Source organism: Dietzia sp. IBK-p2-16D (assembly GCF_057773085.1).
In genome coordinates, this window is the sequence record NZ_JBYMTL010000009.1 from 32008 (window position 1) to 54918 (window position 22911).

General features: G+C 69.9%; 26 protein-coding genes and 1 tRNA gene. 12 read left to right on the top strand and 15 right to left on the bottom strand.

The window, feature by feature from the left end:
* Window positions 1-7 precede the first annotated feature (7 nt).
* The 3 genes from AC3DE3_RS16370 (at window position 8) to AC3DE3_RS16380 (ending at window position 2112) form a co-directional block, all read left to right on the top strand.
* Window positions 8-694 (top strand): hypothetical protein, encoded by a 687-nt coding sequence (locus AC3DE3_RS16370; protein ID WP_488370704.1) that lies wholly within the window; start codon window positions 8-10, stop codon window positions 692-694.
* Window positions 695-834: 140 nt separating this feature from the next.
* Window positions 835-1224 carry an excalibur calcium-binding domain-containing protein gene (locus AC3DE3_RS16375; RefSeq protein ID WP_488370705.1) on the top strand — a complete coding sequence of 130 codons (390 nt, stop codon included), beginning with the start codon at window positions 835-837 and terminating at the stop codon, window positions 1222-1224.
* A gap of 39 nt (window positions 1225-1263) precedes the next feature.
* On the top strand, window positions 1264-2112 hold the full coding sequence (locus tag AC3DE3_RS16380; RefSeq protein ID WP_488370706.1) for an RCC1 domain-containing protein: 849 nt from the start codon (window positions 1264-1266) through the stop codon (window positions 2110-2112).
* Between the two features lie 72 nt (window positions 2113-2184).
* Here AC3DE3_RS16380 and AC3DE3_RS16385 read toward each other — a convergent pair whose 3' ends face one another.
* Entirely contained in the window at window positions 2185-3228 is a 1044-nt protein-coding gene (locus AC3DE3_RS16385; RefSeq protein ID WP_488370707.1) for an alcohol dehydrogenase catalytic domain-containing protein, read from the bottom strand.
* Window positions 3229-3546: 318 nt separating this feature from the next.
* Between AC3DE3_RS16385 and AC3DE3_RS16390 the strand changes: the two genes are divergently transcribed.
* Window positions 3547-4305, top strand: a complete 759-nt coding sequence (locus tag AC3DE3_RS16390) for a hypothetical protein (protein ID WP_488370708.1) — start codon at window positions 3547-3549, stop codon at window positions 4303-4305.
* Window positions 4306-4362: 57 nt separating this feature from the next.
* On the opposite strand, the gene AC3DE3_RS16395 is transcribed toward AC3DE3_RS16390, so the two are convergent.
* The 8 genes from AC3DE3_RS16395 to AC3DE3_RS16430 form a co-directional block, all read right to left on the bottom strand.
* Window positions 4363-4611 (bottom strand): DUF6480 family protein, encoded by a 249-nt coding sequence (locus tag AC3DE3_RS16395; protein ID WP_488370709.1) that lies wholly within the window; start codon window positions 4609-4611, stop codon window positions 4363-4365.
* 47 nt (window positions 4612-4658) lie between these two features.
* A complete protein-coding gene (locus AC3DE3_RS16400; RefSeq protein WP_488370710.1) occupies window positions 4659-5807 on the bottom strand; it encodes an FAD-dependent oxidoreductase in 1149 nt (382 codons plus the stop codon).
* Complete coding sequence (locus tag AC3DE3_RS16405; protein WP_488370711.1) at window positions 5804-6727, bottom strand: DUF1295 domain-containing protein; 924 nt, start codon at window positions 6725-6727, stop codon at window positions 5804-5806. The genes AC3DE3_RS16400 and AC3DE3_RS16405 overlap by 4 nt, the downstream gene beginning before the upstream one ends.
* Before the next feature lie 133 nt (window positions 6728-6860).
* A tRNA-Gly gene (locus AC3DE3_RS16410) sits at window positions 6861-6933 on the bottom strand.
* Between the two features lie 115 nt (window positions 6934-7048).
* A complete protein-coding gene (locus tag AC3DE3_RS16415; protein WP_488370712.1) occupies window positions 7049-7339 on the bottom strand; it encodes a DUF4287 domain-containing protein in 291 nt (96 codons plus the stop codon).
* Between the two features lie 35 nt (window positions 7340-7374).
* Window positions 7375-7932 (bottom strand): dihydrofolate reductase family protein, encoded by a 558-nt coding sequence (locus AC3DE3_RS16420; protein WP_488370713.1) that lies wholly within the window; start codon window positions 7930-7932, stop codon window positions 7375-7377.
* Between the two features lie 175 nt (window positions 7933-8107).
* Window positions 8108-9082 (bottom strand): sigma-70 family RNA polymerase sigma factor, encoded by a 975-nt coding sequence (locus AC3DE3_RS16425; RefSeq protein ID WP_488370714.1) that lies wholly within the window; start codon window positions 9080-9082, stop codon window positions 8108-8110.
* Between the two features lie 76 nt (window positions 9083-9158).
* The gene (locus AC3DE3_RS16430) at window positions 9159-9518 is read right to left on the bottom strand and encodes an Rv2640c family ArsR-like transcriptional regulator (protein WP_260488647.1); all 360 of its coding nucleotides are present in this window, start codon (window positions 9516-9518) and stop codon (window positions 9159-9161) included.
* A 97-nt stretch (window positions 9519-9615) separates the two neighbouring features.
* Here AC3DE3_RS16430 and AC3DE3_RS16435 point away from each other — a divergent pair, with 97 nt between their 5' ends.
* From AC3DE3_RS16435 to AC3DE3_RS16470, 8 genes are all read left to right on the top strand, one after another.
* On the top strand, window positions 9616-10131 hold the full coding sequence (locus tag AC3DE3_RS16435) for an ArsI/CadI family heavy metal resistance metalloenzyme (RefSeq protein ID WP_488370716.1): 516 nt from the start codon (window positions 9616-9618) through the stop codon (window positions 10129-10131).
* A gap of 89 nt (window positions 10132-10220) precedes the next feature.
* Complete coding sequence (locus AC3DE3_RS16440; protein ID WP_488370717.1) at window positions 10221-11186, top strand: hypothetical protein; 966 nt, start codon at window positions 10221-10223, stop codon at window positions 11184-11186.
* Window positions 11187-11305: 119 nt separating this feature from the next.
* Window positions 11306-11716: a YciI family protein gene (locus AC3DE3_RS16445; RefSeq protein WP_488370718.1), complete on the top strand. Its 411-nt coding sequence runs from the start codon at window positions 11306-11308 to the stop codon at window positions 11714-11716.
* A gap of 331 nt (window positions 11717-12047) precedes the next feature.
* The gene (locus AC3DE3_RS16450; protein WP_488370719.1) at window positions 12048-12353 is read left to right on the top strand and encodes a DUF3072 domain-containing protein; all 306 of its coding nucleotides are present in this window, start codon (window positions 12048-12050) and stop codon (window positions 12351-12353) included.
* Window positions 12354-12366: 13 nt separating this feature from the next.
* Complete coding sequence (locus AC3DE3_RS16455; RefSeq protein ID WP_488370720.1) at window positions 12367-13581, top strand: RNA polymerase sigma factor; 1215 nt, start codon at window positions 12367-12369, stop codon at window positions 13579-13581.
* Between the two features lie 129 nt (window positions 13582-13710).
* Window positions 13711-14352: a hypothetical protein gene (locus AC3DE3_RS16460; protein ID WP_488370721.1), complete on the top strand. Its 642-nt coding sequence runs from the start codon at window positions 13711-13713 to the stop codon at window positions 14350-14352.
* A gap of 150 nt (window positions 14353-14502) precedes the next feature.
* The gene (locus AC3DE3_RS16465; RefSeq protein ID WP_260488641.1) at window positions 14503-14928 is read left to right on the top strand and encodes an organic hydroperoxide resistance protein; all 426 of its coding nucleotides are present in this window, start codon (window positions 14503-14505) and stop codon (window positions 14926-14928) included.
* Between the two features lie 200 nt (window positions 14929-15128).
* The gene (locus tag AC3DE3_RS16470) at window positions 15129-15650 is read left to right on the top strand and encodes a cupin domain-containing protein (protein WP_488370722.1); all 522 of its coding nucleotides are present in this window, start codon (window positions 15129-15131) and stop codon (window positions 15648-15650) included.
* Window positions 15651-15684: 34 nt separating this feature from the next.
* Here the strand turns inward: AC3DE3_RS16470 and AC3DE3_RS16475 are convergent, their stop codons facing one another.
* The 6 genes from AC3DE3_RS16475 to AC3DE3_RS16500 all read right to left on the bottom strand — a co-directional run bounded on the left by AC3DE3_RS16475 (window position 15685) and on the right by AC3DE3_RS16500 (window position 22840).
* Window positions 15685-16440: an SDR family NAD(P)-dependent oxidoreductase gene (locus tag AC3DE3_RS16475; RefSeq protein ID WP_488370723.1), complete on the bottom strand. Its 756-nt coding sequence runs from the start codon at window positions 16438-16440 to the stop codon at window positions 15685-15687.
* A gap of 53 nt (window positions 16441-16493) precedes the next feature.
* Complete coding sequence (locus tag AC3DE3_RS16480; RefSeq protein ID WP_488370724.1) at window positions 16494-17360, bottom strand: enoyl-CoA hydratase-related protein; 867 nt, start codon at window positions 17358-17360, stop codon at window positions 16494-16496.
* 246 nt (window positions 17361-17606) lie between these two features.
* Entirely contained in the window at window positions 17607-20417 is a 2811-nt protein-coding gene (gene acnA, locus AC3DE3_RS16485; RefSeq protein ID WP_488370725.1) for an aconitate hydratase AcnA, read from the bottom strand.
* Window positions 20418-20508: 91 nt separating this feature from the next.
* On the bottom strand, window positions 20509-21549 hold the full coding sequence (locus tag AC3DE3_RS16490) for a TerC family protein (RefSeq protein ID WP_488370726.1): 1041 nt from the start codon (window positions 21547-21549) through the stop codon (window positions 20509-20511).
* A 138-nt stretch (window positions 21550-21687) separates the two neighbouring features.
* A complete protein-coding gene (locus AC3DE3_RS16495) occupies window positions 21688-22593 on the bottom strand; it encodes an alpha/beta hydrolase (protein ID WP_488370727.1) in 906 nt (301 codons plus the stop codon).
* A 49-nt stretch (window positions 22594-22642) separates the two neighbouring features.
* On the bottom strand, window positions 22643-22840 hold the full coding sequence (locus tag AC3DE3_RS16500) for a hypothetical protein (RefSeq protein ID WP_069390455.1): 198 nt from the start codon (window positions 22838-22840) through the stop codon (window positions 22643-22645).
* Window positions 22841-22911 lie beyond the last annotated feature (71 nt).

Consider the following 22911-nt stretch of genomic DNA (forward strand, 5'->3'; position numbering starts at 1 on the left):
TGTGGACATGCAGCAGTCAGAGAGTGATCGGGAACCGCAGGGCGATCGGGCGCATTTCTGCGCCGCCCCGGCGGCGTACATCGTCGAGACGTACTTCGTCCTGCGGATGGTGATCGCGGGCGGCGCGGTCGCCCTGCCGCCCGCGCTCCTGGCCTGGGTTGTGGTCGACTCCGAGATGCCGATGGCGGACTCGCTGAGCTCCTTCTATTACACGCCGGCCCGCGGGCTGTTCGTGGGCACGCTGGTCGCGATCGGGGTCGCACTGGTGGCGTACCGCGGTTACACGCGCGGCGAGAACTGGCTGCTCAACGCCGCCGGCACGCTCGCGATCGTCGTCGCGCTGTTCCCGACCGAGGACCCGGCGATGCCCAGGCTCAACGCGGTGAGCGTCATCCACGCGGTGGCCGCAGCGTCCTTCTTCGTCCTGGCGGCACTGTCGATCTTCTTCTACGGGCAGGAGACCATCGGGTCCATCCCGAACGCGGAGCTGCAGCGCAGCTACCGTACGGGCTATCGGATCCTGATCGTGCTGGTCCTGCTCTTCCCGGCCCTCGCCCTCCTCATCGCCTGGCTGATGGACTCGACGCTGTGGCTGTTTCTGGTCGAGACCGCCGCGCTCTACGCGTTCGCGACGTTCTGGATCGTCAAGACCTACGAGCTCTCGCAGTCGCATCCCGAGACGAGGGTCGTGTGAGGGTTGCGCGTCGTGGGGTGGAAGACGTCCGGGGTTGGGGGTTCATGAGCGCGAAACGATCAACGACGTGAACATTCCCCGGTTAATCTGAGCTCACTTTTCCGCGCCACTGCGGTGGCCTTCCCCTCGAGGTTCTCACCATGATCCGTCGTTCCCTCACTGCTCTCGGCCTGGCGACTCTCGTCGCTCTCGGCGCCGCCCCTTTCGCCGTCGCTGCCGAGATCCCCGTCGGATCGGGGGTCATCGCCGTGCCGGACATCGCACCGATCGTCGTGCCGGTCCCGACGGGATTCGACGCGGCCACCCTGCCGCTCCTGCCGTTCCCGCTGGTCTGGGCGCCGCAGTTCGTGCCGGCCCCGGTCCAGACCGCGCCCGTGACCGCGCCCGCTACCACGCCGGTCCGGCGGCTCTCGGGGTGCCGCGAGGCGTGGGACCTCGGAGTGGCCCCCATCCACCGCGGCAGCGAGTACTACGACCCGTCGATGGACGGCGACGGCGACGGGATCGCCTGCGAGCGGGACAACCGCTAGCTGCAGCTCTGCGGAGGCCGGCGTGGGTAGGTTGAGCCCATGACCTCCGCGTCGGTCCACCGCGCCGTCTTCGCGGCGGGCCGCCGGCACTCCGTGGGAGTCCGTCGAGACGGCACGGTGGTCGCCACGGGACCGACCGGTGCGCCGGAATGCGCGGTGGGGCAGTGGCGCGGGGTGATCGCCGTGGCGGCGGGCAACGTCCACGCCGCCCGCAACACCGGCCGCTCCCACACCGTCGCCCTTCACGCAGACGGCACCGCGGTAGCCACCGGATGGAACGACGACGGACAATGCGACATCGACACGTGGACCGGCGTCGCGTCGATCGCGGCCGGGTGGCGCCGCACGCTCGCCGCCCTGACTGACGGAACCGTCACCGCGGCCGGGCGCCCGGACGACGGCGCGTGCGAGGTCGGCGGATGGCGGGACATCGTCGCCGTCGCCGCCGGTGACTGGCACTCGGTCGGGCTCCGCGCGGACGGCACGGTGACCGCCACCGGCAACAGCCGACGGGGGCAGTGCGAGGTCGACGGGTGGCGGCGCATCCGCGGCATCGCCGCCGGCTACCTGCACACCGTCGCCGTCACCGACGACGGGCGGGTGGTCACCGTCGGCGACGTGGGCGGCGGACTCGCCGACTCGGCGCGGTGGCGAGACATGATCGGGGTGGCGGCCGGCGGCGGGCACACCCTCGGCGTCGACTCCCGCGGACGAGTCCGGGCCGCGGGCAACAACAGTCGCGGCCAGTGCGAGGTGTCGTCCTGGCGAGACGTCGTCGCTGTGGCCGCCGGGTCCGAACACAGTCTCGGACTCCGCGCTGACGGGACCGTCCTGTCCGCCGGGTCCGACAGTCACGGGCAGTGCGCGACCCGGGACTGGCTCCTCTGACGCGGCGGCGGGCTCGGCTCTGGCGATCACCTCTCAGAATGGGGCGGGCGGTGCGCGGTGTCGCCCGCCGGGTCATGCCCCGTGTGGCGCGACCACCGCCCGCCCACTGATCTGACCGTCGACGAGCTGCTGGTACATCTCCAGCGCCTCCGCGAGCGGATACACGTGGACTTCCGGGGAGATCGTGCCCGCCCGGTACAGCTCCACCACCTCGTGAAGGTCCTCGAGCGTGCCCCAGTACGTGGAGGAGAAGTTGACCTCGTAGGGCACCCGGAAGGCGTTCCAGGCGAAGTCGTCTCCGGCCAGGCCCACCACCGTCAGCGAGCCCTGCTGGGCCACGCACGCCGCGGCGAGCTCGAGGGTCGGCGTGGCACCGACGAAGTCGAACACCGCTGTGACGCCGCGTCCGCCGGTGAGCTCCCTGATCTTCTCGGCGGCGCCCTCGGTCGGGATGCCGATCGCGCCATCGGCCTCCGCGGCGGCGATCGCGCCGGGCTTGGTGTCGGTGGCGTAGACGGTGGCCCCGGTGAGGGCCTTGATGATCTGCACCCCGACCAGGCCCAAACCGCCCAGGCCGATGCACAGTGCGGTCGCCCCGGGCGTGGTCAGGTGGGGCATCGCCCGCTTGATGGCGTGGTACGGGGTCAGGCCGGCGTCGGCGAGCGGGGCCGCGGCGACGGGGTCGGCATCGCCGAGGGGGACGAGGTTGCGGGCGTAGGTGGTCATGTACTCGGCCATGCCGCCGTCGCGGCCCAGGCCGGTGGCCAGGTAGCCGACCGACGGCACGTCCTCGCAGTACGTGTCCTGTCCGCGCGAGCACGGCGTGCACCGGCCGCAGCCGATGGGGCCGTAGACCAGGTAGGCCTCGCCCTTTTCGAATCCGGTGACGCCCGGGCCCAGTTCCTCGATCCAGCCCGAGACCTCGTGGCCGAGGGTGAACGGCGGGGTGAGAAAGCCCGTGGGGTCGCCGGGATAGTCGTGGAACAGGCCCACGTCGGAGTGGCAGGCGCCCGAGCCGGCCACCTTGAGCAGGACCTCGCCGGGGCCGGGGGAGGGCCGGTCGACATCCTTGAGTACGGGGAAGGTCTTGAAACCCTCGAACACGACCGCCTTCATGACTGCGCTCCTCGCTGAACCGCCGGAGGACGCACCGGACGAGTGACGCCCGTCACAAGTATCCCCCGGCTGTCCAGAGGGGCCGTCCCAAAGGTTCGGCACTCCCCGACGGTGCGGGGCCCGGGGGAGGGGAGGAGCTCGTCGTCGTCGCCCGAGGTTCACACCGTCAAGAACAAGGACAACTGTCCAGAACGCATGGATCCGACCTACTATCAGGAGCGCCGGCAGGGCGCCGACAGGCGCGAATCGACCCTCCGGCGACCATCTACTCACCATCGAGCGGCCCCAGCGGCCCTCGCCATGACCGACAGGACACCGATGACGTCACGGACCCTCCGATCCATCGCCACAGGCGCGGCCGCGCTGATCGTCGCCTCCGGACTCGCCGCGGGCACCGGCGCCGGCGTCGCCGGTGCGGAACCCGCCGCCACCGCCGAGTGCGCGACCTCGCAGACCGTGACCTTCAGCGATGCGTCCACCCTGTGGACCGACTACCACCTCACCAAGGAGGTCGTGGGCGACGGCACCGCCGCCCCCGGCGGGACCGTGACGTTCCGTACCACCGTCAGCGGCGCCGGGGCCCTGGTCAGCCGGATCGACGACTTCCACCCGGCCGGGTTCGAGCTGGTCCGGGCGCGGGAGAGCGTCTGGTTCGTGGTCGGCGGCCAGACCTGGTCGACGGTCACCGACGACGTGACCCACGATTCCGCCACCAACTCGGTCCACCACTCCGGAGCCGGGTGGACCACCGCCGGCAACGCCAAGGCCACCCTCGAGACCACCTACCGCGTGCCCGACGACGCCACCCCCGGCGACGTGCTCAACACCGGCGCCGCCACGACCCTCGTCCTGGCCAGCGGCCGCAAGGTCGCCAACCCCATCAACACCTGCGTGACGATCCGCGAGCCCAACCCCGCCGAGTCCGTCACCGGCAGCCTCGAGGGACTGGGCCTGGGATCGCTGACCTCCGGCTCGAGCGCGCTGGGCGACATCGGCGCCGACCCGGCCGTGTTCTCCGCCGACCTCATCAACAACATCGACGTCGGCAAGCTGATCGGCGCAGTCGCCGGGAGCTGACCCCACACGCGACGAGGGCCGCGGCAGGAACGGACTCTGCTGCGGCCCTCGTCGTCGTCACCCCAGTCCGAACACCCTCCCGACGAGCCCCAGGACCAGCACCAGCACCACCAGGACGACGATCGCCAGCAGCACCACGATGCCGACCCGCGAGTTCGACTTGGTCGGGCTCTGCCCGGTGCGTGCGCTGTCGGAGGCGAGCGAGGTGGAATCCGAGTCCGGCGTCATGGGGCCCACCGGGGAGCCGCCCGCGTCGAGGTCGGGGGAGTCGCTGGGATCCGGGTCCGGCGGGGGCGTAGATGTCATAGCCCGTGTGTACACGAATCGCCGCGGGCGCGATCACTGCGAGCGGGTTATCGCGGCCGGCGCCGCACCCCGCCGTAGATCCCCTGGCGGGTGATGAGGCGCTGCAACACGATGTCGGCGGCCCACGCCGGCGTTCGGATGCCGTGGCCGGTGGGCGCGAACACGATCAGGCCGTCGCGGAGCGGACCGAGCACCGAACCCCATCGGCGTGGCGGCCGGCGGTAGGCGCGAAGCGGTCGGCCCGCGAGATGCGCCCGGATGTTGCGCGCGAGCAGGACGTGTCCGCGGTTGCGGGCGGAGGTGCGCAGCGGGTCGGTGGCCGCGACATCCCCGACCGCGAACACGCCTGGGTGACCCGTGACCTGCAGCGACGGCTCCACCGCGACGAATCCGCGGTCGTCGAGCATCCCGTCCGGAAGCCACGCGGTGTTGGGCGTGACGCTGCCGATCGCCCAGATCACCGCCTCGGCGTCGGCGGGCGGCTGCCCCGTGGTCCAGGTGACGGGCCCGCCGGTGAGGTGGCGGGTGTCGTGGCCGGGCGGCAGGTCCGCGCGGTGCCCGGGGTGCAGGCCCACGCCGAGGCGCTCGAGGCGGGACCGCACGCGCTGCCAGACGCGGTGGTGGTGATGAGGGAGCGCGCGCCCGCCGGGGAAGTAGAGGTCCACCGCCGTGGCCGGCCACCGCTCGGCCACCTGTGCGGCCGCGCTCACCGCCGCCGCGCCTCCGCCGATCACCGCCACCGAGCGCGCCGACGCGAGTCGCCGGTGCGGCGAGGCGAGCTCGGCGTCGACGCCCGCCGCATCCCGCAGCGCGGGGTGGCGCCAGAAGCCGTTGGTCACCCCGGTGGCGACGACGACGACGTCGTACGGTTCCTCGGACACTGTGCTGTCGCCCGCTGTATTGTCACCCCCTGTGCCGTCCGCGAGGGTCACGCGCACGAGCCGCTCGCGGGTGTCCAGGCCGGTCGCGGTGCCGTGCACGATGCGCGTGCGGTCGAGGCCGCGGAATCGGCGGTAGGCGATGCGATAGTCCCGCGCCCACGCCTCCGGCCGGGCCAGGCGCAGGCCGAGCTCCTGGCCGCTGACGAACTCGGGTGTGGCGGTGATGCCCACGACGTCGGCGTACCGGCGCAGCGCGATGGCGGTGAGGACGCCCGTGTCGCCCAGGCCGACGATGACGACGCGGGGTCGGGTCACGCGCGGGACGCGCGGGGTGCGCTGTCCCGGGGCGGCCGCGGGCGGGACGCGCCCTTCCCGGGCGGCCGCGGGAGGAACCGGGACACGCGCTGCACGACGTCGCCGTACTCGGGGCGGCGTTCGAGGCTGCGGCGTTCCATCATCGGGATGCTCACGCCCAGGAACATGGCGAGCATCGCGGCGGCGCCGACGAACACCCACCACGCGCTGGGCCACGCGGCCAGACCGAACAGGGCCATCGACAGCCAGATGCCGCACTCGCCCACGTAGTTGGGGTGCCGCGACCACGACCACACCCCGGTCTGCATGACCTGGCCCGGCGTGCGGGTGGCGAGGAAGCGGTGCATCTGCAGATCGGCGACCGTCTCCAGGGCCAGTGCGGCGATGCCGACGGCGAACGCCACGAAGTCCAGCCAGCCGAGCGGCTGCCCCGCGCGCGTGGCCACCACGTAGACGGGGATGAGGCCGGCGAACACCACGAGGGTCGGGAAGACGTGGATGCCCATGAGGTCGGCGATGAGCCCGAACCTCCCGGCCCGCTCGCGGACCAGCGGGTAGCGCCAGTCCTCGTGATGCATCCCGGGGAAGGTGCGGACCCAGTTGGCGGTGAGGCGGATCGCCCACGCCACCAGCACGGCCATCATGAGCCACCAGCGGACGTCGTTCACGCCGGCGTCGGCGGCGACCCACCAGTAGAACGCCAGCAGCGGCGGGATGACCGACCAGTAGGCGTCGTAGGTGCTGGAGTTCCCGAAGACGCGGCTGGCCGCGAAAATCACCAGCGTCGCGACGAGGTCGGCGATCAGTCCGTCAAGCCAGAGTCTCCCGGTATCCGGACCCCACACCAGCCATGCCAGACCGGCGGCGACGGCGATGACGTACGCGACGGTGATTCGCAGGAGGGACGCGCCTCTACTCATGGCAGGAGGCTAGTGCGGAGCGGCGGAGCCGACCGGCGAAATGGCGAATGTGGCGGGGCGGTTCCGCCGGTTCGGCCTGGTCGGCGAACGCGGGCCGGGAGGAGACGGGAAGCCCTCGTCGTCGTCACATGAGAGCGGATGACGGGATTCGAACCCGCGACCCTCACCTTGGCAAGGTGATGCGCTACCAGCTGCGCCACATCCGCATCGCTCCGCAGGCTCGCTCTCGCTTACCGCGTTGCGAGAAAGAACTCTAGACCATGCCTCTGAGCGCGCGTCGGGGAGGTGCCCTTGGGCGCGTCCTTCGGGTCGGAAGCGCTGTCACCTGTCGGGGTTCGTGGCCTTCCCGTCCAGCCACAGCGTGTCGGTGGCGTCGGAGTGGGTGCCTCCCGATCTCACGTGCTTGGGGTCGATCTTCGGGCCCTTGGTGATGACGTGGACCAGGGCCATGCCGTGTCCGCGGCCCAGGTCGTAGTCCTCCTTGAGCCACGCGAGGATCGGGCCGGCCTTGGTTCCGGGGCCGAAGCCCTTCTCGGTGGCGGCGTCGACCAACTGCCGGGGCGTGAGTCCGGTCTTGGTCTCGATCGTGTCGAGGTAGGCCTGGAATGACATGGGGTTCTCCTTGCGGGTGGGTGGTGGCGGGCCGGTCAGTCGGCAATGTCCCGGCGGACGGAGTAGGTGGCGAGGATGTTGCCCGCCCGGGTCTGGGTGGAGTTCAGCAGTTGCAGGCGTGTGGTGGGGACGGAGTCGTCGAAGAGCCTGCGGCCATCGCCGGTGATCACCGGGTGGATGGTCAGGGTGAGCTTGTCGACCAGGCCGGCCAGGACCAGTCGTCGGGTGGTCTCGATCCCGCCGCCCACGGCGATGTCCCCGCCGGGCTGGGTACGCAGCTGCTCGAGGTACTCCGCCGCGTCGCCGGAGACGATCGTGCTGTTCCACGGCAGCTCACCGGTCAGCGTTGAGGTGAGCACATGCTTGCGGATCGGGTTGACCCACTGGGCGAACGGGTCGTCGGTGTACGTCGGCCAGAACCCGGACCATTCCTGCCAGAGCGTGCGGCCCAGCACCAGGTCCGTGGTGGAGGCGGTCATCTGCTGCATGGACTGCATCTCGTCGGGGCCGAACGCGTCGAACTGCCAGCGCTCCGCGTGCTCGGACACGCCGTTGAGCGTGGAGAACATGTGCGCGGTGATCTTGCGGCTCATGATGATCCCTCCTGCGGGGTTTCGGTGGCCGGTCGAGCGGGTGCCCGTGGCCGGGGGAGCTGCCTTCACAGGGGTAGACGAGATGGGTCGGCCAAACTGATCGGTGCCGCGAGGATTTCCTGGCCGCGCCGGTAGGCCTGCAGGCCGGCGGGGTCGGGGGCACCGTTTTCCACGCCTACGGCAACCGTGCAGGGAGGCCGAACTCGGAGAAGTGGTGCGCGCCGATGAAGTGGGTGATGGCCGAGATGCGGCCGGCGTCGGAGTCGAGGACGTGGATCGCGAACGGCTCCCAGCGCTGGTCGCCGACCGCGTGGTAGACCGCGACGGCCGGTCGGCCGTTGGCGGAGGTGGTGATGGTGCGCGCGTTGCGGCAGACCTCGCCCGGACCGCGCCACCACCGTTCGATCTCCGCCGAGCCGCGCAGCCAGAGTTCGAACGGCGGCATGGAGAACTCGGCGTCGTCGGTCAGGAGTGTGACCAGCCGGTCGACGTCGTAGGCCTCGAACGCCGCGACGTACTGATCGAGCAGGCCCGCGTCGACGTGCGGGTCGGGGCGGGGCGACGACGACGAGGTGTTCTCCGTCGGGTGGGGGAGCGCGATCTCGTGCTGGGACAGGGTCTTCCGGGCCCGGGCGAGCGCGGAATTGACGGAGGGGAGCGTCATCCCGAGGAGTTCGGCGCACTCCGCGGCCGAGTGGTCGAGGACGTCGCGCAGGAGCAGCACGACCCGCTGCCGTGGCGGCAGGTACTGGAGGGCGGCGACAAAGGCGAGTCGGACGGACTCGCGCACGACTGCGGTGGCGGATGGATCGATCCCCAGATGCGCGTCGCTCGCCGGGCCGATCCAGGTGACCTCGGGCAGGGTCGCCAACATCGTGGGGTCGTCGGGCACTGCGCCGGGTTCGGTGAGGTCCGTGGGCAGGGCCCTGCGCTGTGGAGCCCGGGTCATGTCCAGGCAGACGTTGGTGGCGATCGAATACAGCCACGTACGCAGGGACGATCGGCCCTGGAACCCGGCGCCGTCCCTGGCTTTCCACGCGCGGAGCATGGTCTCCTGGGTCGCGTCCTCGGCCTCGGCGAAGCAGCCGAAGTAGCGGTAGCAGTAGCCGAGGATCTCGCGCCGGTAGTCCTCCGCCTCGATCGTGTGCACGGAACACAGTCTCCGCCGTGGCGCGGCGGTCGTGGGGTGGTTTGCGCCTCGACTGAGTGGTCAGCCTGCCGGGCGGTCAGCGGCAGCAGTTCGGGTCGAGCACCCCCCGCAGGGCGTCGAGGGACTCGGCGCGCGCCCGGTAGTAGACGTTCATGCCGCGACGTTCGGAGACGACCATGCCGGCCTTGCGCAGCTGCCCGAGGTGGTAGCTGACGGTGGATTCGGCCAGATCGACACCCGTCGCCAGATCGCAGGTGCACACGCCGTCGCCGCTGTCGGTGAGCAGGATCGACACCAGCTTGAGGCGGACCGGGTCGGCGAGGGCCTTGAGGCGCAGGGCCAGCTCGAGGGCGGCGGCATCGTTCATGGGTGCGGCCGACACCGGGTCGCAGCAGATCGGCCCGCTGACGTCGATCACGGGGAGCGCTTTGGGCATGAACAAAGTGTAGCGACCCTCTTGACATATATCGAAGACCAGGAGCATTCTGGTGGAGCCAACTAATTCGATATATGTCACACAGGTGGGGGCCGCCATGTCCCGCGTTCAACTTGCCCTCAACGTCGACGACCTGGACGAGGCCGTCACGTTCTACTCCAAGCTCCTCGGGGTCCAGCCGGCCAAGCTCAAGCCCGGCTACGCCAACTTCGCGGTCACCGAACCGCCGCTCAAGCTCGTCCTGCTCGAGAACCCCGGCACGGGTGGCTCGATCAACCACCTCGGGGTGGAGGTCGAGTCCTCGGAGAAGGTCCACGCCGAGATCGCGCGCCTTACTGGCGAGGGGCTGTTCACGGACGAGGAGATCGGCACCACCTGCTGCTTCGCCACCCAGGACAAGGTGTGGGTCACCGGGCCGGCGGGGGAGAAGTGGGAGGTCTACACCGTCCTCGCCGACTCCGAGACCTTCGGTACGAGTCCCCAGCACCTCGACGGCCCGGCCGGTGCCGATCGGGTCGACCCCGACGGCGGCATGTGCTGCGGCACGGCAGCCGCTTCCACCGAGCCGGGCGAGCACGCGCCAGCGGAGGCCGCCGACAGCTCCTGCTGCTGACCGCAGACCGGGCAGCGCCGATCACCTTCTTCAACGTTCTTGTCGGACCCGCGCGATACAACTTGGGTGGTCCATCGAAGGAGGCCATCATGTCTGAGGCGTTCGACGTCCGAGTGGTCGGAAAAGAGCTGCACATCGGTCCCGTACGGATCGGGTTCCAGCGCACCTTGCGTATCCCCGAGGACGGGCTTCATCCCCTGCCGCCGGGTCTCGGGTTGTTCCCGATCCGGAGAGTTCAGGATTACCCCGACACCGCCCCGGCGGAGTGGCTGGCCCGCGGCGGCGTCATGCTCCCCGTCTACCAGCGTGAGGCCATGTGGATCTCGCTGGACAGCAGCGAGCCGGCTGCGCTGCAGGTGGGCATCGGCAAGGTGTGCGCCATCAGCGGCGAGGAGTGGGACGAGTCCCTGTCGCAGGACCCGCAGAACTATGCATCGTTGCCGGATCAGCCCTGGCTGGACGGGATCAACGCCGGCGACGGGTTCATCCGCCAGTTCGTCGCAGTCCCCTTGGGCCTGGGGGCGACGGTGGAGGGACAGGTGACTGGCCGCGAGGAGCACGGTGGCGTGCAATTGCGCGCAGTCGGCCTGACGACCGCCGCGCTCGAGAACTGGGGACAGTCGTACGACGACGACTTGATTTGCTACAGCGGCATGCCGCTGACAGAGAGTGCACCGGCCATGGGGCTCGGGGCCGGTGGTCGGATGCGCCAGGAGGTCTACGAGGACGACCGCGATTTGAGCGACTACGACGTGTCCAGGTCCGGGCGGGTCTTCGTGCACCTTTGCTCGGCAGCGCAGTGGACGGAGATCACGGGGGAGGTGCCGCCTGCGACGCCCGTCGACCGAGACGCCTACACCGAGGCAGGTCTGCCCTGGTTCGACTACTTCGACGCTGATCGCAACGATCTCGCTCCCGCCGATTCGCTCAAGCGCGTCAAGTCCGTCGGACAGGCGCTGGGCGGCGACGAGGACGCGCATCCCCCGGTTCCGCCCGAGAGCATCGTGAAACTCAAGCACCCCTCGGGAGACACCGTGGAAGACGGGGCCTGGTAGTTCCCGAGCCCGCGAGCTCGCGCCGACCGCCTCCGGCCCCGATGTCGAGAACCCGCGAACTGTTCCGTCTCCCCAGTGAAGCGACCACACTGGGTCGCACAGCACGAGGAGGTTCAGTCATGGCCAAGTACCTGTTGCTCAAGCACTATCGCGGCTCCGCGCCGGAGGAGCCCACCTACCCGCCGATGGGCGAATGGGACTCCGAGGACGCCGCCGCCCACTTCCAGTACATGGAGGAGTTCGCGAACCGGCTGCGGGACTCCGGGGAGTACGTGGACTCCCACGCACTGTCAGAGTCGGGGACGTGGGTGCGGTACGACGGCGAGGGCCGCCCGCCGCTGACCGACGGCCCGTTCGCCGAGACCAAGGATCTGATCGCCGGCTGGATGATCATCGATGTGGCCGACTACGACCGGGCCCTGGCGCTGGCGTCCGAACTGTCCGCGGCCCCGGGGCCGGGCGGCGAACCGATCCGTGAGTGGCTCGAACTGCGGCCGCTGCTCACCGCCCCCACGGAGATCGAGGACTGACTGGTCGGTCGCGTGACTCGGGTCCGCGGGAAAGATCGCGGGCCCGAGTCCTCATCAACGGACCCGCAGAGGCCCCGGCCAGCCCAGCGCTCGACGGGATCCGCGCCGGGCGCACCACCTGACCTGTCCGATTCCGACTCACCTGCGGGACCCCACGGGTCAGGCGGAATCCGACAGGTCAGGCGGAATCCGAGAGGTCAGCTGGTGAGCGAAGCGAGAAGGCGGCACACGGGGGCGTGTCCGATCGGACCTCCTGCGGTTCGTCGCCTCGACCGCCACGGGTCCGTTCGCGGCGGTGGTCCGGCCCCCGGCTCGGGCGTACCGTGCGGACATGACCAACCCGGACACGACCAACCCCGACATGGCCAACCCCACGCCCGACCCGGACCGGGACCGCGCAGAAGAGACCCTCGGTTCGCCCGTCCCCGAGGGCCGGACCGCCGACGGCGGGTCGTTGCAGCGCGATCCCGACGACTGGGTCACCGGCGACGAGCCCATGACCGAGGCGCAGAAGAGCTACCTCGACACCCTGGCCCGCGAGGCCGGCGAGGAACTCCCGGCGACGCTGACGAAGGCCGAGGCCTCCGAGCACATCGACCGCCTGCAGAAGAACAGCCCGCGCACCGGCCACGCCTAGACGAGCCGGTGCCATGACCGCCCCCGACCTCCGGACGCTGACGCCGCAGGTCATCGGCATCCTCATCCGCCGCGGAGCCGACTTCGCCACGGCCGAGGACGCCGTCCAGGAGGCGCTCATCGAGGCACTGCGCGTCTGGCCTGACGACCCACCGCGTGACCCCCACGCCTGGCTGACCGCCGTGGCCTGGCGCAGATTCCTCGACATCGTCCGTTCCGAGGGCGCCCGTCGGCGTCGTGAGCAGCGGGCGGCGGAGGAGCAGGGGCCGGGCTCGTCGTCGTCGTCGGGCTCCGCCCGCGCCCACCCCGCGGGCCCGGCTGCGGGGACCGCTCCGGCCGGCGACGACACCCTCTGGCTCTACTTCCTGTGCGCCCACCCGGCGCTGCCGATGCCGTCGGCGATCGCGCTGACCCTGCGCGCCGTGGGCGGCCTGACCACGCGCCAGATCGCGCAGGCGTTCATGGTCCCCGAGGCGACCATGGCGCAGCGCATCAGCCGCGCTAAACGCACCGTCGCCGGGCAGCGACTCGACCGGCCCGGCGACGTGGCGACCGTGTTGCGGGTGCTGTACCTGGTGTTCAACGAGGGGTACACCGGCGAGGTCGACCTGGCTGCCGAGGCCCTGCGCCTGACCCGGCAGCTGTCGGCGGCCATCGACCACCCCGAGGTGCGGGGCCTGCTCGCGCTCATGGTGCTGCACCACGCGCGCCGGGCGGCGCGGATCGGCGGCGGAGGTGCGACCCGCGACGACGGCGAGCTGATCCCCCTCGCCGAGCAGGACCGCACCCGATGGGACGCCCGCGCGATCGCGGAAGGCGTCGCGATCCTGCAGGCAGCGCTCGCACGCGAGGAGCCGGGGGAGTATCAGGCTCAGGCCGCGATCGCCGCCCTGCACGCCGACGCCCCGTCGACCGCCGAGACCGACTGGGTGCAGATCGTCGAGTGGTACGACGAGCTACTCGCTCTGGCGGACAATCCCGTGGCGCGGCTGGGGCGGGCCGTCGCCGTGGGACACGCCGACGGGCCACACGCCGGGCTGGCAGCGCTCGCCGATCTGCCCGAATCGCTGCCCCGGCTCGCCGCCGCCCGGGCGTACCTCCACGAGCTGGCGGGGGAGCCCCGACCCGCCGCCGAGCTGTACGGCCGGGCCGCCACCGAGGCGACGTCGATGGCCGAGCGTCGGTACCTGGGCCGCAAGGCCGCTGACCTGGGCCGGGCGTCGTCATGACGGGACCGTGGTGATCTCGGCGGCGGCCGATCCGGGGCCCACGTTTCCAGCATGTTTCGAGTCGGCCGAGCCCCTCGCCGTGGCCGTACGCGAGGTCTAACATTCGCCGGAGAAGGCGAGGTGCTCGCGATGACTCTTCAGAACCGGGTCGCGTCCCGGAAGTCCGTGTCCGAGGACACCGCGGAGCGTGCGCTGCGGGACCTCGACGACCGCCACTTCACCGAGGTCATGCTGCGCGAACTGCGGCGCCGCCGGACGTTCCTCAGGGTGGCCGACCAGGTCGACGGCGCCCTGCGGACAGCGCGGTTCCCGATCGGGGACCCGTTCCGCCCGCCCGCGGACCCCGCCGCCGCTGCCCGTCGCGCGATGATCGCCTCCGCAGTCCACAGCGCAGTCCTGCAGGTGCCCCACGCCTGCTCGTCCGAGGCCTGCGAGATCCTCGTCCAGCGGGGCGTGGTGTCCACCTCCACGCCTGCCGATGCGCTGCGGACGTTCGCGCGGGACGGCCGACTCATCGTGCTCCGCGGCGACCGACGGTGGGTGTACCCGCGCTTCCAGCTCGACCACTTCGACCCGCGCGACCCGGACAACATCGTCGCCGTGATCAACCGGATGCTCGACGCCGGCCACTACCCCGAGGCCGCCACCGCATGGTGGACCGCGCCGGCCGACTCCCTGCCCGACCGTCGCTCGCCCATGCGGTTGCTCGGACGCGACCACGACACACTCCGCCAGCTCGCCGGGGCGTACGCGGCCGCGGCCGACCTCTGAGCGGTTCGACCGAGCGTGGAGTAGTCCGCGGCGGGGGTGACTCCGAATCCCTTCCGGCCGCCCCGACCGGGCGCCACGACCCCGACATCGCCCGCTGCCGCGGCGTACGTTGGGCCACACCTGCACGCCCCCCACCCGAGGAGATCCTGAATGTCCGATGCGCTGTACACCGTCGAAGCCCTCTCCACCGGCGGCGGCCGGGACGGGCACGTCGCCACCGCCGACAAGGCCGTGGACCTGGAGATGGCCCCGCCCAAGGAGCTCGGCGGCTCGGGCGAGGGAAACAACCCCGAGCAGCTGTTCGCCGCCGGGTACGCCGCCTGCTTCCACTCCGCCCTGCAGAGCGCGGCGCGGGCGAAGAAGGTCACCATCGACGGCTCGTCCGTGGGCGCGCGGGTGTCGCTGGTGCGCTCGGGCGAGGAGAGCATCGACATCGCCGTGGACCTCGAGGTGATCATCCCCGGCCTCGAGTCCGAGCAGGCCGACGAGCTGGCGAAGCTGGCGCACGAGATGTGCCCGTACTCCCGCGCCACGAAGGGCAACATCGACGTCACCGTCTCGGTCGGCGAGGACTGATCACCGGCTCCCGGGCCGATTCGCGGACGTGCGGGTCGGCCCGGTTGTCGTCATCGGCGCAGGAAGCGATGCGTTATCGCAGCTGCGCGGGACGACGTAGACCGGAAATCGCCCTCGTTCGCTGATAACGTGCAAAGGGCCGACCGTAATCTCCCTACGGTCCGAGCCGACGCAGGGACAAACACGCCATGCACCTCAGAGTGACCAGATCCGTCATCCCGCTACTCACCGGGGTCTGCGTCCTCGCCGCGGCCGGGTGCAGTTCGGACGGCCCGACGCCGGAGACGCCCGAGGCGAGGACCGCGAACCCGACCGAGGTGCTCCCGCCCGCCTCGACGATCGCGGGGTCGCAGCCCTTCCTCGCCGTCGACATCGTGCAGGGCCGGCAGGCCCGCCCCGTCGACCTCAAGGTGGACGGCGGCGACCAGGGGGTATCGGTGACCTTCCGCGAGATCACGATCGAGCCCGGCGCGAGCACCGGCGAACACTGCCACTACGGATCTCTCATCGCGGTCGTCAAGCAAGGCGAACTCACGCACTACTCCGATCGCCACCCCGGCGGCCCCCGCATCTACCGCGTCGGGGACTCGAACATCGAGGAAGCGGGCACGATCTATGAAAGCCGGAATCGCGGTACTGAGGACGTGGTTCTGATGGCGACCTACGTGACCCCGGCGGGCAAGGAGCTCCTCGAGAACGACCTGAGCAAGTGCACGGTGTGAGGGGACCGCTCGTCGGCTGAGGAGTCAGCGGGGGTCAGCGGGGGAGCTGCCCGTCGTCGATCTTGATGACGGTGCCGGTGACCGCCTCAGAGGCGTCGGACACCAGGTAGAGCAGCGTCGAATCGATCTGCTCGGGCTGGCCGAGACGCTTGCGCGGAAGACCTGGTGCGATGTCGCCCACGCGGGCGAGCATGCCGTCCGTCATCTCCGAGGCGAAGACCCCCGGAGCGATGGCGTTGACGTTGATGAACTTGCGCGACCACTCCACGGCGAGGGCCTCGGTCATCCGGCTGACCGCCGCCTTGGTGGTCGAGTAGAGCGCCGCCCCGTTGCCGTCGTAATGGTAAGCGCTCATCGAGGTGATGTTGACGATCCGACCCGGCAACTCCGCCTCGATCAGACGGCGGGCGACACCTGTCGCCATGAGCCACGGGCCGCGGACGTTGGTGTCCAGCACCGCATCGACCAGCCCCAACGACATCTTGTGCGCCCGCTGCGCGTCCGGGATGCCCGCGTTGTTGACCAGGATCTGCGGGATGCCGATCTGCTCGGTGACTACGGTGAGGCAGTCCTCGATCGAGCCGGGATCGGTGACATCGAGCCGGACTCCGTGTGCCTTACCGCCGCTCCGGCCGATCGACTCGACGACCTCGGTGATCCGCTCGGTGCGCCGCCCGGTGACGACGACCGTCGCACCCGCACCTGCGAGTACGTGGGCGAACCTGGCGCCGAGGCCGGCGGTCGATCCGGTGACGATCGCGACGCGGCCGGTGAGATCGGCAGGAGTCATGGTGGGGTCCTATCCGTGGTGGGGCAGAGGTCGGGTCAGGAGAAGAGGTCGGGTCAGGAGAAGAGGTCGGGCAGCCCGTCGGAGACCCGATCAGGGAACTCCGGATCCTCCTTGGCGAGGAACGCGGTGACGCCGGCGCGGACATCGGCGGACCTGCCGCGGGTGAAGATGCCGATCGATTCGGCGCGGTGGGCCACCTCGGGGTCGGGCGCGCCGAGCATGCGCCACATGAGCTGACGGGTCAGCGCGGCCGACACCGGCGACGTGCCGCGCGTCATCTCGCGAGCGACCTCGATGGCTCGCGGGAGAACCTCGTCGGCCGGGACCAACTCCCGCACCAGACCACGCTCGAGTGCCTCGGCGGCGAGGATCGTCCTGCCGCCCACGGCCCACTCGACCGCCGCGGAGATGCCGACGATGCGGGGCAGGAACCACGACGAGCACGCCTCCGGCACCAGGCCCCGACGCGTGAACACGAACCCGAACTTGGCGTTGTCCGCGGCGATACGCACGTCTGTCGGCAGGGTCATGGTCACCCCGACCCCGGCCGCCGACCCGTTGATCGCCGAGATGACCGGCTTGGTCATGCGGAAGATGCGTAGCGCGACCCGGCCGCCCGTGTCGGGTGGGGCGTCGCCGGTGTCGGCGTCGGGATCAGCGGCGAACGTGTCGCCCCCGCCGGAGATGTCCGCTCCCGCGCAGAACGCCCTGCCCGTGCCGGTGAGGACCACGGCGCGGACGTCATCATCCGCGTCGCAGTTGTCGAGTGCGGTGATGAGGTCGGTCAGATTCTCGTAGGTCACCGCGTTGAGCTTGCTCGGGCGGTTGAGTCGGATCACGGCGATCTCACCGTGGCGGTCGAGGATGACCTCGGGCTGGTCGGGCGGGTTCTCGGAAGCCTGATCAGGCGAGGGCTGCATGTGGTCGGACGTTACCTGCGCAGGGACGCGGCCCCGGTTGGATCGACCACATCTCTTCACGGGCGGCCTGAGCCGGTTCGGAAGTCCTCGACGACGCGGGGCGCGCGTGAGTGCTCACCTCGTCGTCGTCGACACTCCGCGAGCCACCTCGCGCCTCATCGACAAGACGGTTCCGCGCACCCACCTCTCGCGGAACGTGTGCGGAACGCTCTTTTCGATGAGAGGCGTCGGGCTCGAAGCGCGGGCTCAGAGCATCTGCCGGAGCATGTACGGCAGGATGCCGCCGTGCTCGAAGTACGCCTCCTCCGCCGGGGTGTCGATGCGGACCTTGGCCGTGAACTCGATCGCCGAGTCGCCCTCCCCGGCGCGGACCGTCACCTCCTCCGGAACACTGTCCCGTCCCTCGAGCCCGGTGACTGAGAAGAGTTCGTCGCCCTTGATGCCGAGGCTCTCGGCGGACTCGCCCTCGGGGAACTGCAGGGGCAGTACTCCCATGCCGATGAGGTTCGACCGGTGGATCCGCTCGTACGACTGCGCGATCACCGCCCGGACCCCGAGCAGTGAGGTCCCCTTGGCAGCCCAGTCCCGCGACGACCCAGAGCCGTACTCGGCGCCGGCGATCACCACCAACCGCACGCCCTCCTCGGCGTAGCGGATCGACGCGTCATAGATGCTGGTCTGCTCGCCGCTGGGGAAGTGGGTGGTGACCCCGCCCTCGGTGCCCGGCGCCAACTGATTCCGCAGACGCACGTTGGCGAAGGTGCCGCGGATCATCACCTCGTGGTTGCCGCGCCGCGACCCGTACGAGTTGAAGTTCGCCGGCTCGACCCCCTGCTGCTGGAGGTACTCGCCCGCGGGCGAACTGGGCTTGATCGCCCCGGCCGGTGAGATGTGGTCGGTGGTCACGGAATCGCCCAGCAGCGCCAGCACGCGGGCGTCGGTGATGTCCCGCATCGGCTCGGGGTCGACCGCCATGCCGTCGAAGTACGGCGGCCGGCGGATGTAGGTGGAGTCCTCGGTCCAGTCGAACTTGTCACCCCCCGGCACGTCCATGCCGCGCCAGTTGTCGTCCCCGTCGAAGACGTCGGCGTAGCCCTTGGTGAACATGTCGGCCTCGAGATTGGCGTCCACGACCTCCTTGATCTCCGCCGAGGTGGGCCACACGTCCCGCAGGTAGACCGGCTCTCCATCCGAGCCCGTTCCGAGCGGGTCCTCAAGAAGGTTCTTGCGCATCGTCCCGGCCAGCGCATAGGCGATGACCAGCGGCGGGGACGCCAGGAAGTTCATCTTGACCTCGGGGTGGATGCGGCCCTCGAAGTTGCGGTTGCCCGACAGGACCGCGGCGACGTTGAGGTCCTTGTCATTGACCGCCTTGCTCACCGCCGGGGTCAGCGGCCCGGAGTTGCCGATACACGTCGTGCAGCCGTAGCCGACCAGATCGAACCCGAGCTCCTCCAGGTACGGGGTGAGGCCGGACCGGTCGTAGTAGTCGGTGACGACCCGAGACCCGGGGGCCAACGTCGTCTTGACCCACGGCTTGGGCTTCAGACCACGCTCCACGGCCTTCTTGGCCAGCAGCGCCGCTCCGATCATCACCGAGGGGTTGGACGTGTTGGTGCACGAGGTGATCGCCGCGATGACCACGTCCGCGTGGTCGAAGATCACCGGCGACTCGTCGCCGTCGATCATGATCTCCGCCGGATCGCTCGGCCACCCGAGCTCGGCGTTGGCGGTCAGCTGCTCCTCGGAGTAGTGGCGGGGAGGCTCGTTCTTCGCCGTAGTGGAACCGGGGGAGACCGGGTCGCTGGCAGGGAAGGAGTCCGCCGAGGCGTCATCCAGACTCCCGTCGTCCTTCTCCGACCGGTTCTTCTCCTCGTCGAGATTGCCCAGCACCACGGCCGGCGCATCGCCCAGCGCGATGCGGTCCTGCGGCCGCTTGGGCCCGGCGATCGACGGGACCACCGTCCCCAGGTCCAGCTCGATGACCTCGCTGTACTCGGCCGGGTTGTCCGGGTCGTGCCACAGGCCCTGCTCCTTGGCGTAGGCCTCGACCAGCTCGATCTGCTGCTCCGGGCGGCCGGTCAGCCGCAGGTAGTCCAGCGTCTCGTCGTCGATGGGGAAGATCGCGCACGTGGAGCCGAACTCCGGGCTCATGTTGCCCAGCGTGGCCCGGTTGGCCAGCGGGACCGCGGCGACGCCGGGGCCGAAGAACTCCACGAACTTGCCCACCACGCCGGTCTGGCGCAGCAGCTCCGCCACGGTGAGGACGAGGTCGGTGGCCGTGGTGCCCTCCCGCAACTCGCCGGTCAGCTTGAGCCCGATCACCTCCGGGATGAGCATGCTCATCGGCTGGCCGAGCAACGCGGCCTCGGCCTCGATGCCGCCGACGCCCCAGCCGAGCACGCCGAGTCCGTTGACCATAGGCGTGTGCGAGTCGGTTCCGACCAGGGTGTCCGGGTAGGCCTGGATCGTGCCGTCGGACCCCTCGCGGGTGAACACGACGCGGGACAGATACTCGAGGTTGACCTGATGGCAGATACCGGTGTTCGGCGGGACCACAACGAAGTCGGCGAACGACTGCTGCGCCCACCGGAGGAGCTGGTAGCGCTCCTGGTTGCGGCCGAACTCCAACTCGGCGTTGACCTGGAACGCATCCGGGCGGCCGAAGACGTCCGCGATGATCGAGTGGTCGATCACCAGCTCGCCGGGGATCAGCGGATTGATCTTCTTGGGGTCGCCGCCGAGATCGGTGATCGCGTCGCGCATCGCCACCAGGTCCACCACGCACGGCACCCCGGTGAAGTCCTGCATCAGCACCCGGGCGGGTGTGTACTGGATCTCCCGCTCGGGCCTGGACCGGGGTGTCCACTCCCGCAGTGCGTCGACCTGCTCGGCCGTCACCACCCGGCCGTCCTCGTTGCGGAGGAGATTCTCCAGCAGGACCTTGAGGCTGTAGGGGAGGGGGACCGTGGTGGAGACGCGGTCGAGTCTGTAGACCTCGTAGTCCACGCCCCCGACCGTCAGCGAATCCCTCGAATCGAAGCTGTTGGCACTCATGGCCGGCCCTTCCGTAGAGGCGCCGGTGGGGCCCGTGCTAGTGACGACGGTCACCGGCGATACGGCCGACCATACTCCCGTTGGCAGGAAGTTATAAGGCGTCACGGGAAGCAGAGGAGTGTTCGCGTCCGAGACGGAACAGCGGTTCGAGCTGGGCGTCCTCCTCGGCGGTGGCGACGCGGAACGGTGGGTCGGCCGGCGTCGGCAGGCTCTGACGTTCCTGACCGCGCGTCGCCCGCAGGCTCGCCACGACCGACACGGTGAGGATCGTCGCGATGACGGCCAGCGAGATGGGGGTCGGGATGTAGAAGACGTCGATCTTGAGAAGCATCTTCACACCCACCCACATCAGCACCAGCGCCAGCCCGATCTTGAGGTACACGAAGCGGTGGACCAGATCGGCGAGCAGGAAGTACATCGCGCGCAGCCCGAGGATCGCGAACGCGTTGGCCGTGAAGACCAGGAACACCTCGTCGGTGACGGCGAAGATGGCGGGAATGGAGTCGACGGCGAAGACCACATCCGTCGTCTCGACCAGCACCAGCACGGCCAGCAGGGGAGTGGCCATGATCAACCCGCCCTTGCGGACCAGCAGTCGCTGACCGTGGAAGGTGTCCGTGATGGGCACCAGCCGGCGGAACGCCCCGAGAATTCGGGACTGGTCCGGGTTGAGGTGCTCGTCGCGCTGGCGGATCATGCGGAAGCCCGTGTACAGCAGGAACGCGGCGAAGATGTACAGGATCCACGAGAAGTTCTGGATGAGCAGCGCGCCGCCCGCGATGAAGATGCCGCGGAACACCAGCGCGCCCAACACTCCGAGGAACAGGACCCGGTGCTGGAACTCGGCGGGCACCGCGAAGTGGGCGAAGATGATCGCCCAGACGAAGACGTTGTCCACGGCCAGAGATTTCTCGATGAGGTACCCGGCGAAGTACTGCTGGCCGAAGTCCGCGCCCCAGACCGCCCAGACGATCGCGCCGAAGCCGACGCCGAGCGCGATCCAGACCGCCGACCACGCCGCGGCTTCCTTCACGCCGATGACGTGGGCCTTGCGGTGGGCGACGAGGTCGATGGCCAGCATCACGACGATGAACGCGATGACCGCGAGCCAGATCCAAAGAGGGGTGTGCATTATCGAGGACCTTTCGATCAGTGGATGATCGAAGGTCTCTCCCGGCCGGTCCGGCCCGCTCCGCCGGGCCCGAGGGCCGGAATGACGACGAAGCGCGTGAGGGATACTCCCCTTCTGGTGGGGTCAGAATAGCGCGACTCAGCTCTGGTGGCGAGCGAGGAACGCGTACAGCTGACGGCGGGCGCGGTCTCCCTCCGGGATCGGCTGCATGGTCCAGTTGTGGAACATGCCCGGGTATTCGTGGAACTCCACGTCTACGCCGCTGCGTGTGGCCGCGGCCCGGGCCCTGTGCGCGTCCGGGTTGAGGATGTCGCGGGTTCCGGTGAAGATCTGCAGCGGAGGGAATCGCGAGTAGTCGGCGTAGACGGGGCTGATCTCCGGCGCGGTCGGATCGTCCCCCGCCGCGTACCACTCGCCGGCCAGGCGCAGCCCGTCGATGTCGAGCTCGGGGTCGTCCGGATCGATCTGTTCCGACCGCCGGTCCGACACCTCCATGTCCAGCCATGGCGAGAGCAGCACCAGGGCTGTCGGCAGGCTGTCCCCCCGCCGTTGCAGGGTCTCCGTGAGGTACACCGCCAACGCGCCGCCGGCTGAGTCGCCGAACACGAACCGGTGTCCCGGGTGGTCTGCGAGAAAGCGATCGTATGCTGCCATCGCGCAGTCACGGATCTCTTTGTGTCCCGCCCTCGTCGCCAACGGGTACATCGGGAACGCGATCGTCGCGCCCGTGCTCAGCACTACGTCACGCACGAAGTCCCAATGGTGGTTATCGGGTTCCGAGACGAACGCCCCGCCGTGCAGATGCAGGATGAACGTGTCAGAGCGCTTGGTGGGGTCCTCCGGCGAGAAGACGTGGCAGCCGTACCCGCCGACCTGTTCAGTACGCACCGACAGGCCCTTGGTCCGCTTCGGCGGGGGAACGGTCTTGTGTGGATTCTGCGCCTCGGGCAGCGACTGCCGCATTGAATCCGGGTCCGAATAGAAGCGCTTGCTGCGGCGCGCCCGCAGTCCAGCCATCACCAGACGAGCTCGAAGGGATGTCATGTCCCCGGACCGTACGCCCGGCAATGAAAACATTCGACCCTTCGCGCAGTCAGGCGACCTCGTCGTCGTCATCCTCCGTGTCGCCGTCGTCAGCGGGCAGTTCGATGGCCTGCTCGGCGACGTCGGCCGGGTTCGCCTCGCGGGAGGGATCGTCGACGGTCACCTCGGGCTCGTACTCCTCGGCGGCGGTGACTGAATCCGGGCCGGGGGTGTACTCGTCCGGGTCGATGCGGTCCTCGGTGATCATCTCGTCCTCCTCCTGACGCAGGGGCGCGTGACTCCACCTCTAGCAGCCTCCCGTGGTCGGCGCCAGTGGTG

Bases quoted from the DNA above. Each gene is read 5' to 3' on its own strand.
- AC3DE3_RS16370 (WP_488370704.1), top strand. From the start codon at position 8: ATGCAGCAGTCAGAGAGTGATCGGGAACCGCAGGGCGATCGGGCGCAT.
- AC3DE3_RS16375 (WP_488370705.1), top strand. From the start codon at position 835: ATGATCCGTCGTTCCCTCACTGCTCTCGGCCTGGCGACTCTCGTCGCT.
- AC3DE3_RS16380 (WP_488370706.1), top strand. From the start codon at position 1,264: ATGACCTCCGCGTCGGTCCACCGCGCCGTCTTCGCGGCGGGCCGCCGG.
- AC3DE3_RS16385 (WP_488370707.1), bottom strand. From the start codon at position 3,228: ATGAAGGCGGTCGTGTTCGAGGGTTTCAAGACCTTCCCCGTACTCAAG.
- AC3DE3_RS16390 (WP_488370708.1), top strand. From the start codon at position 3,547: ATGACGTCACGGACCCTCCGATCCATCGCCACAGGCGCGGCCGCGCTG.
- AC3DE3_RS16395 (WP_488370709.1), bottom strand. From the start codon at position 4,611: ATGACATCTACGCCCCCGCCGGACCCGGATCCCAGCGACTCCCCCGAC.
- AC3DE3_RS16405 (WP_488370711.1), bottom strand. From the start codon at position 6,727: ATGAGTAGAGGCGCGTCCCTCCTGCGAATCACCGTCGCGTACGTCATC.
- AC3DE3_RS16415 (WP_488370712.1), bottom strand. From the start codon at position 7,339: ATGTCATTCCAGGCCTACCTCGACACGATCGAGACCAAGACCGGACTC.
- AC3DE3_RS16420 (WP_488370713.1), bottom strand. From the start codon at position 7,932: ATGAGCCGCAAGATCACCGCGCACATGTTCTCCACGCTCAACGGCGTG.
- AC3DE3_RS16430 (WP_260488647.1), bottom strand. From the start codon at position 9,518: ATGCCCAAAGCGCTCCCCGTGATCGACGTCAGCGGGCCGATCTGCTGC.
- AC3DE3_RS16435 (WP_488370716.1), top strand. From the start codon at position 9,616: ATGTCCCGCGTTCAACTTGCCCTCAACGTCGACGACCTGGACGAGGCC.
- AC3DE3_RS16440 (WP_488370717.1), top strand. From the start codon at position 10,221: ATGTCTGAGGCGTTCGACGTCCGAGTGGTCGGAAAAGAGCTGCACATC.
- AC3DE3_RS16445 (WP_488370718.1), top strand. From the start codon at position 11,306: ATGGCCAAGTACCTGTTGCTCAAGCACTATCGCGGCTCCGCGCCGGAG.
- AC3DE3_RS16450 (WP_488370719.1), top strand. From the start codon at position 12,048: ATGACCAACCCGGACACGACCAACCCCGACATGGCCAACCCCACGCCC.
- AC3DE3_RS16455 (WP_488370720.1), top strand. From the start codon at position 12,367: ATGACCGCCCCCGACCTCCGGACGCTGACGCCGCAGGTCATCGGCATC.
- AC3DE3_RS16460 (WP_488370721.1), top strand. From the start codon at position 13,711: ATGACTCTTCAGAACCGGGTCGCGTCCCGGAAGTCCGTGTCCGAGGAC.
- AC3DE3_RS16465 (WP_260488641.1), top strand. From the start codon at position 14,503: ATGTCCGATGCGCTGTACACCGTCGAAGCCCTCTCCACCGGCGGCGGC.
- AC3DE3_RS16475 (WP_488370723.1), bottom strand. From the start codon at position 16,440: ATGACTCCTGCCGATCTCACCGGCCGCGTCGCGATCGTCACCGGATCG.
- AC3DE3_RS16480 (WP_488370724.1), bottom strand. From the start codon at position 17,360: ATGCAGCCCTCGCCTGATCAGGCTTCCGAGAACCCGCCCGACCAGCCC.
- acnA (WP_488370725.1), bottom strand. From the start codon at position 20,417: ATGAGTGCCAACAGCTTCGATTCGAGGGATTCGCTGACGGTCGGGGGC.
- AC3DE3_RS16490 (WP_488370726.1), bottom strand. From the start codon at position 21,549: ATGCACACCCCTCTTTGGATCTGGCTCGCGGTCATCGCGTTCATCGTC.
- AC3DE3_RS16495 (WP_488370727.1), bottom strand. From the start codon at position 22,593: ATGACATCCCTTCGAGCTCGTCTGGTGATGGCTGGACTGCGGGCGCGC.
- AC3DE3_RS16500 (WP_069390455.1), bottom strand. From the start codon at position 22,840: ATGATCACCGAGGACCGCATCGACCCGGACGAGTACACCCCCGGCCCG.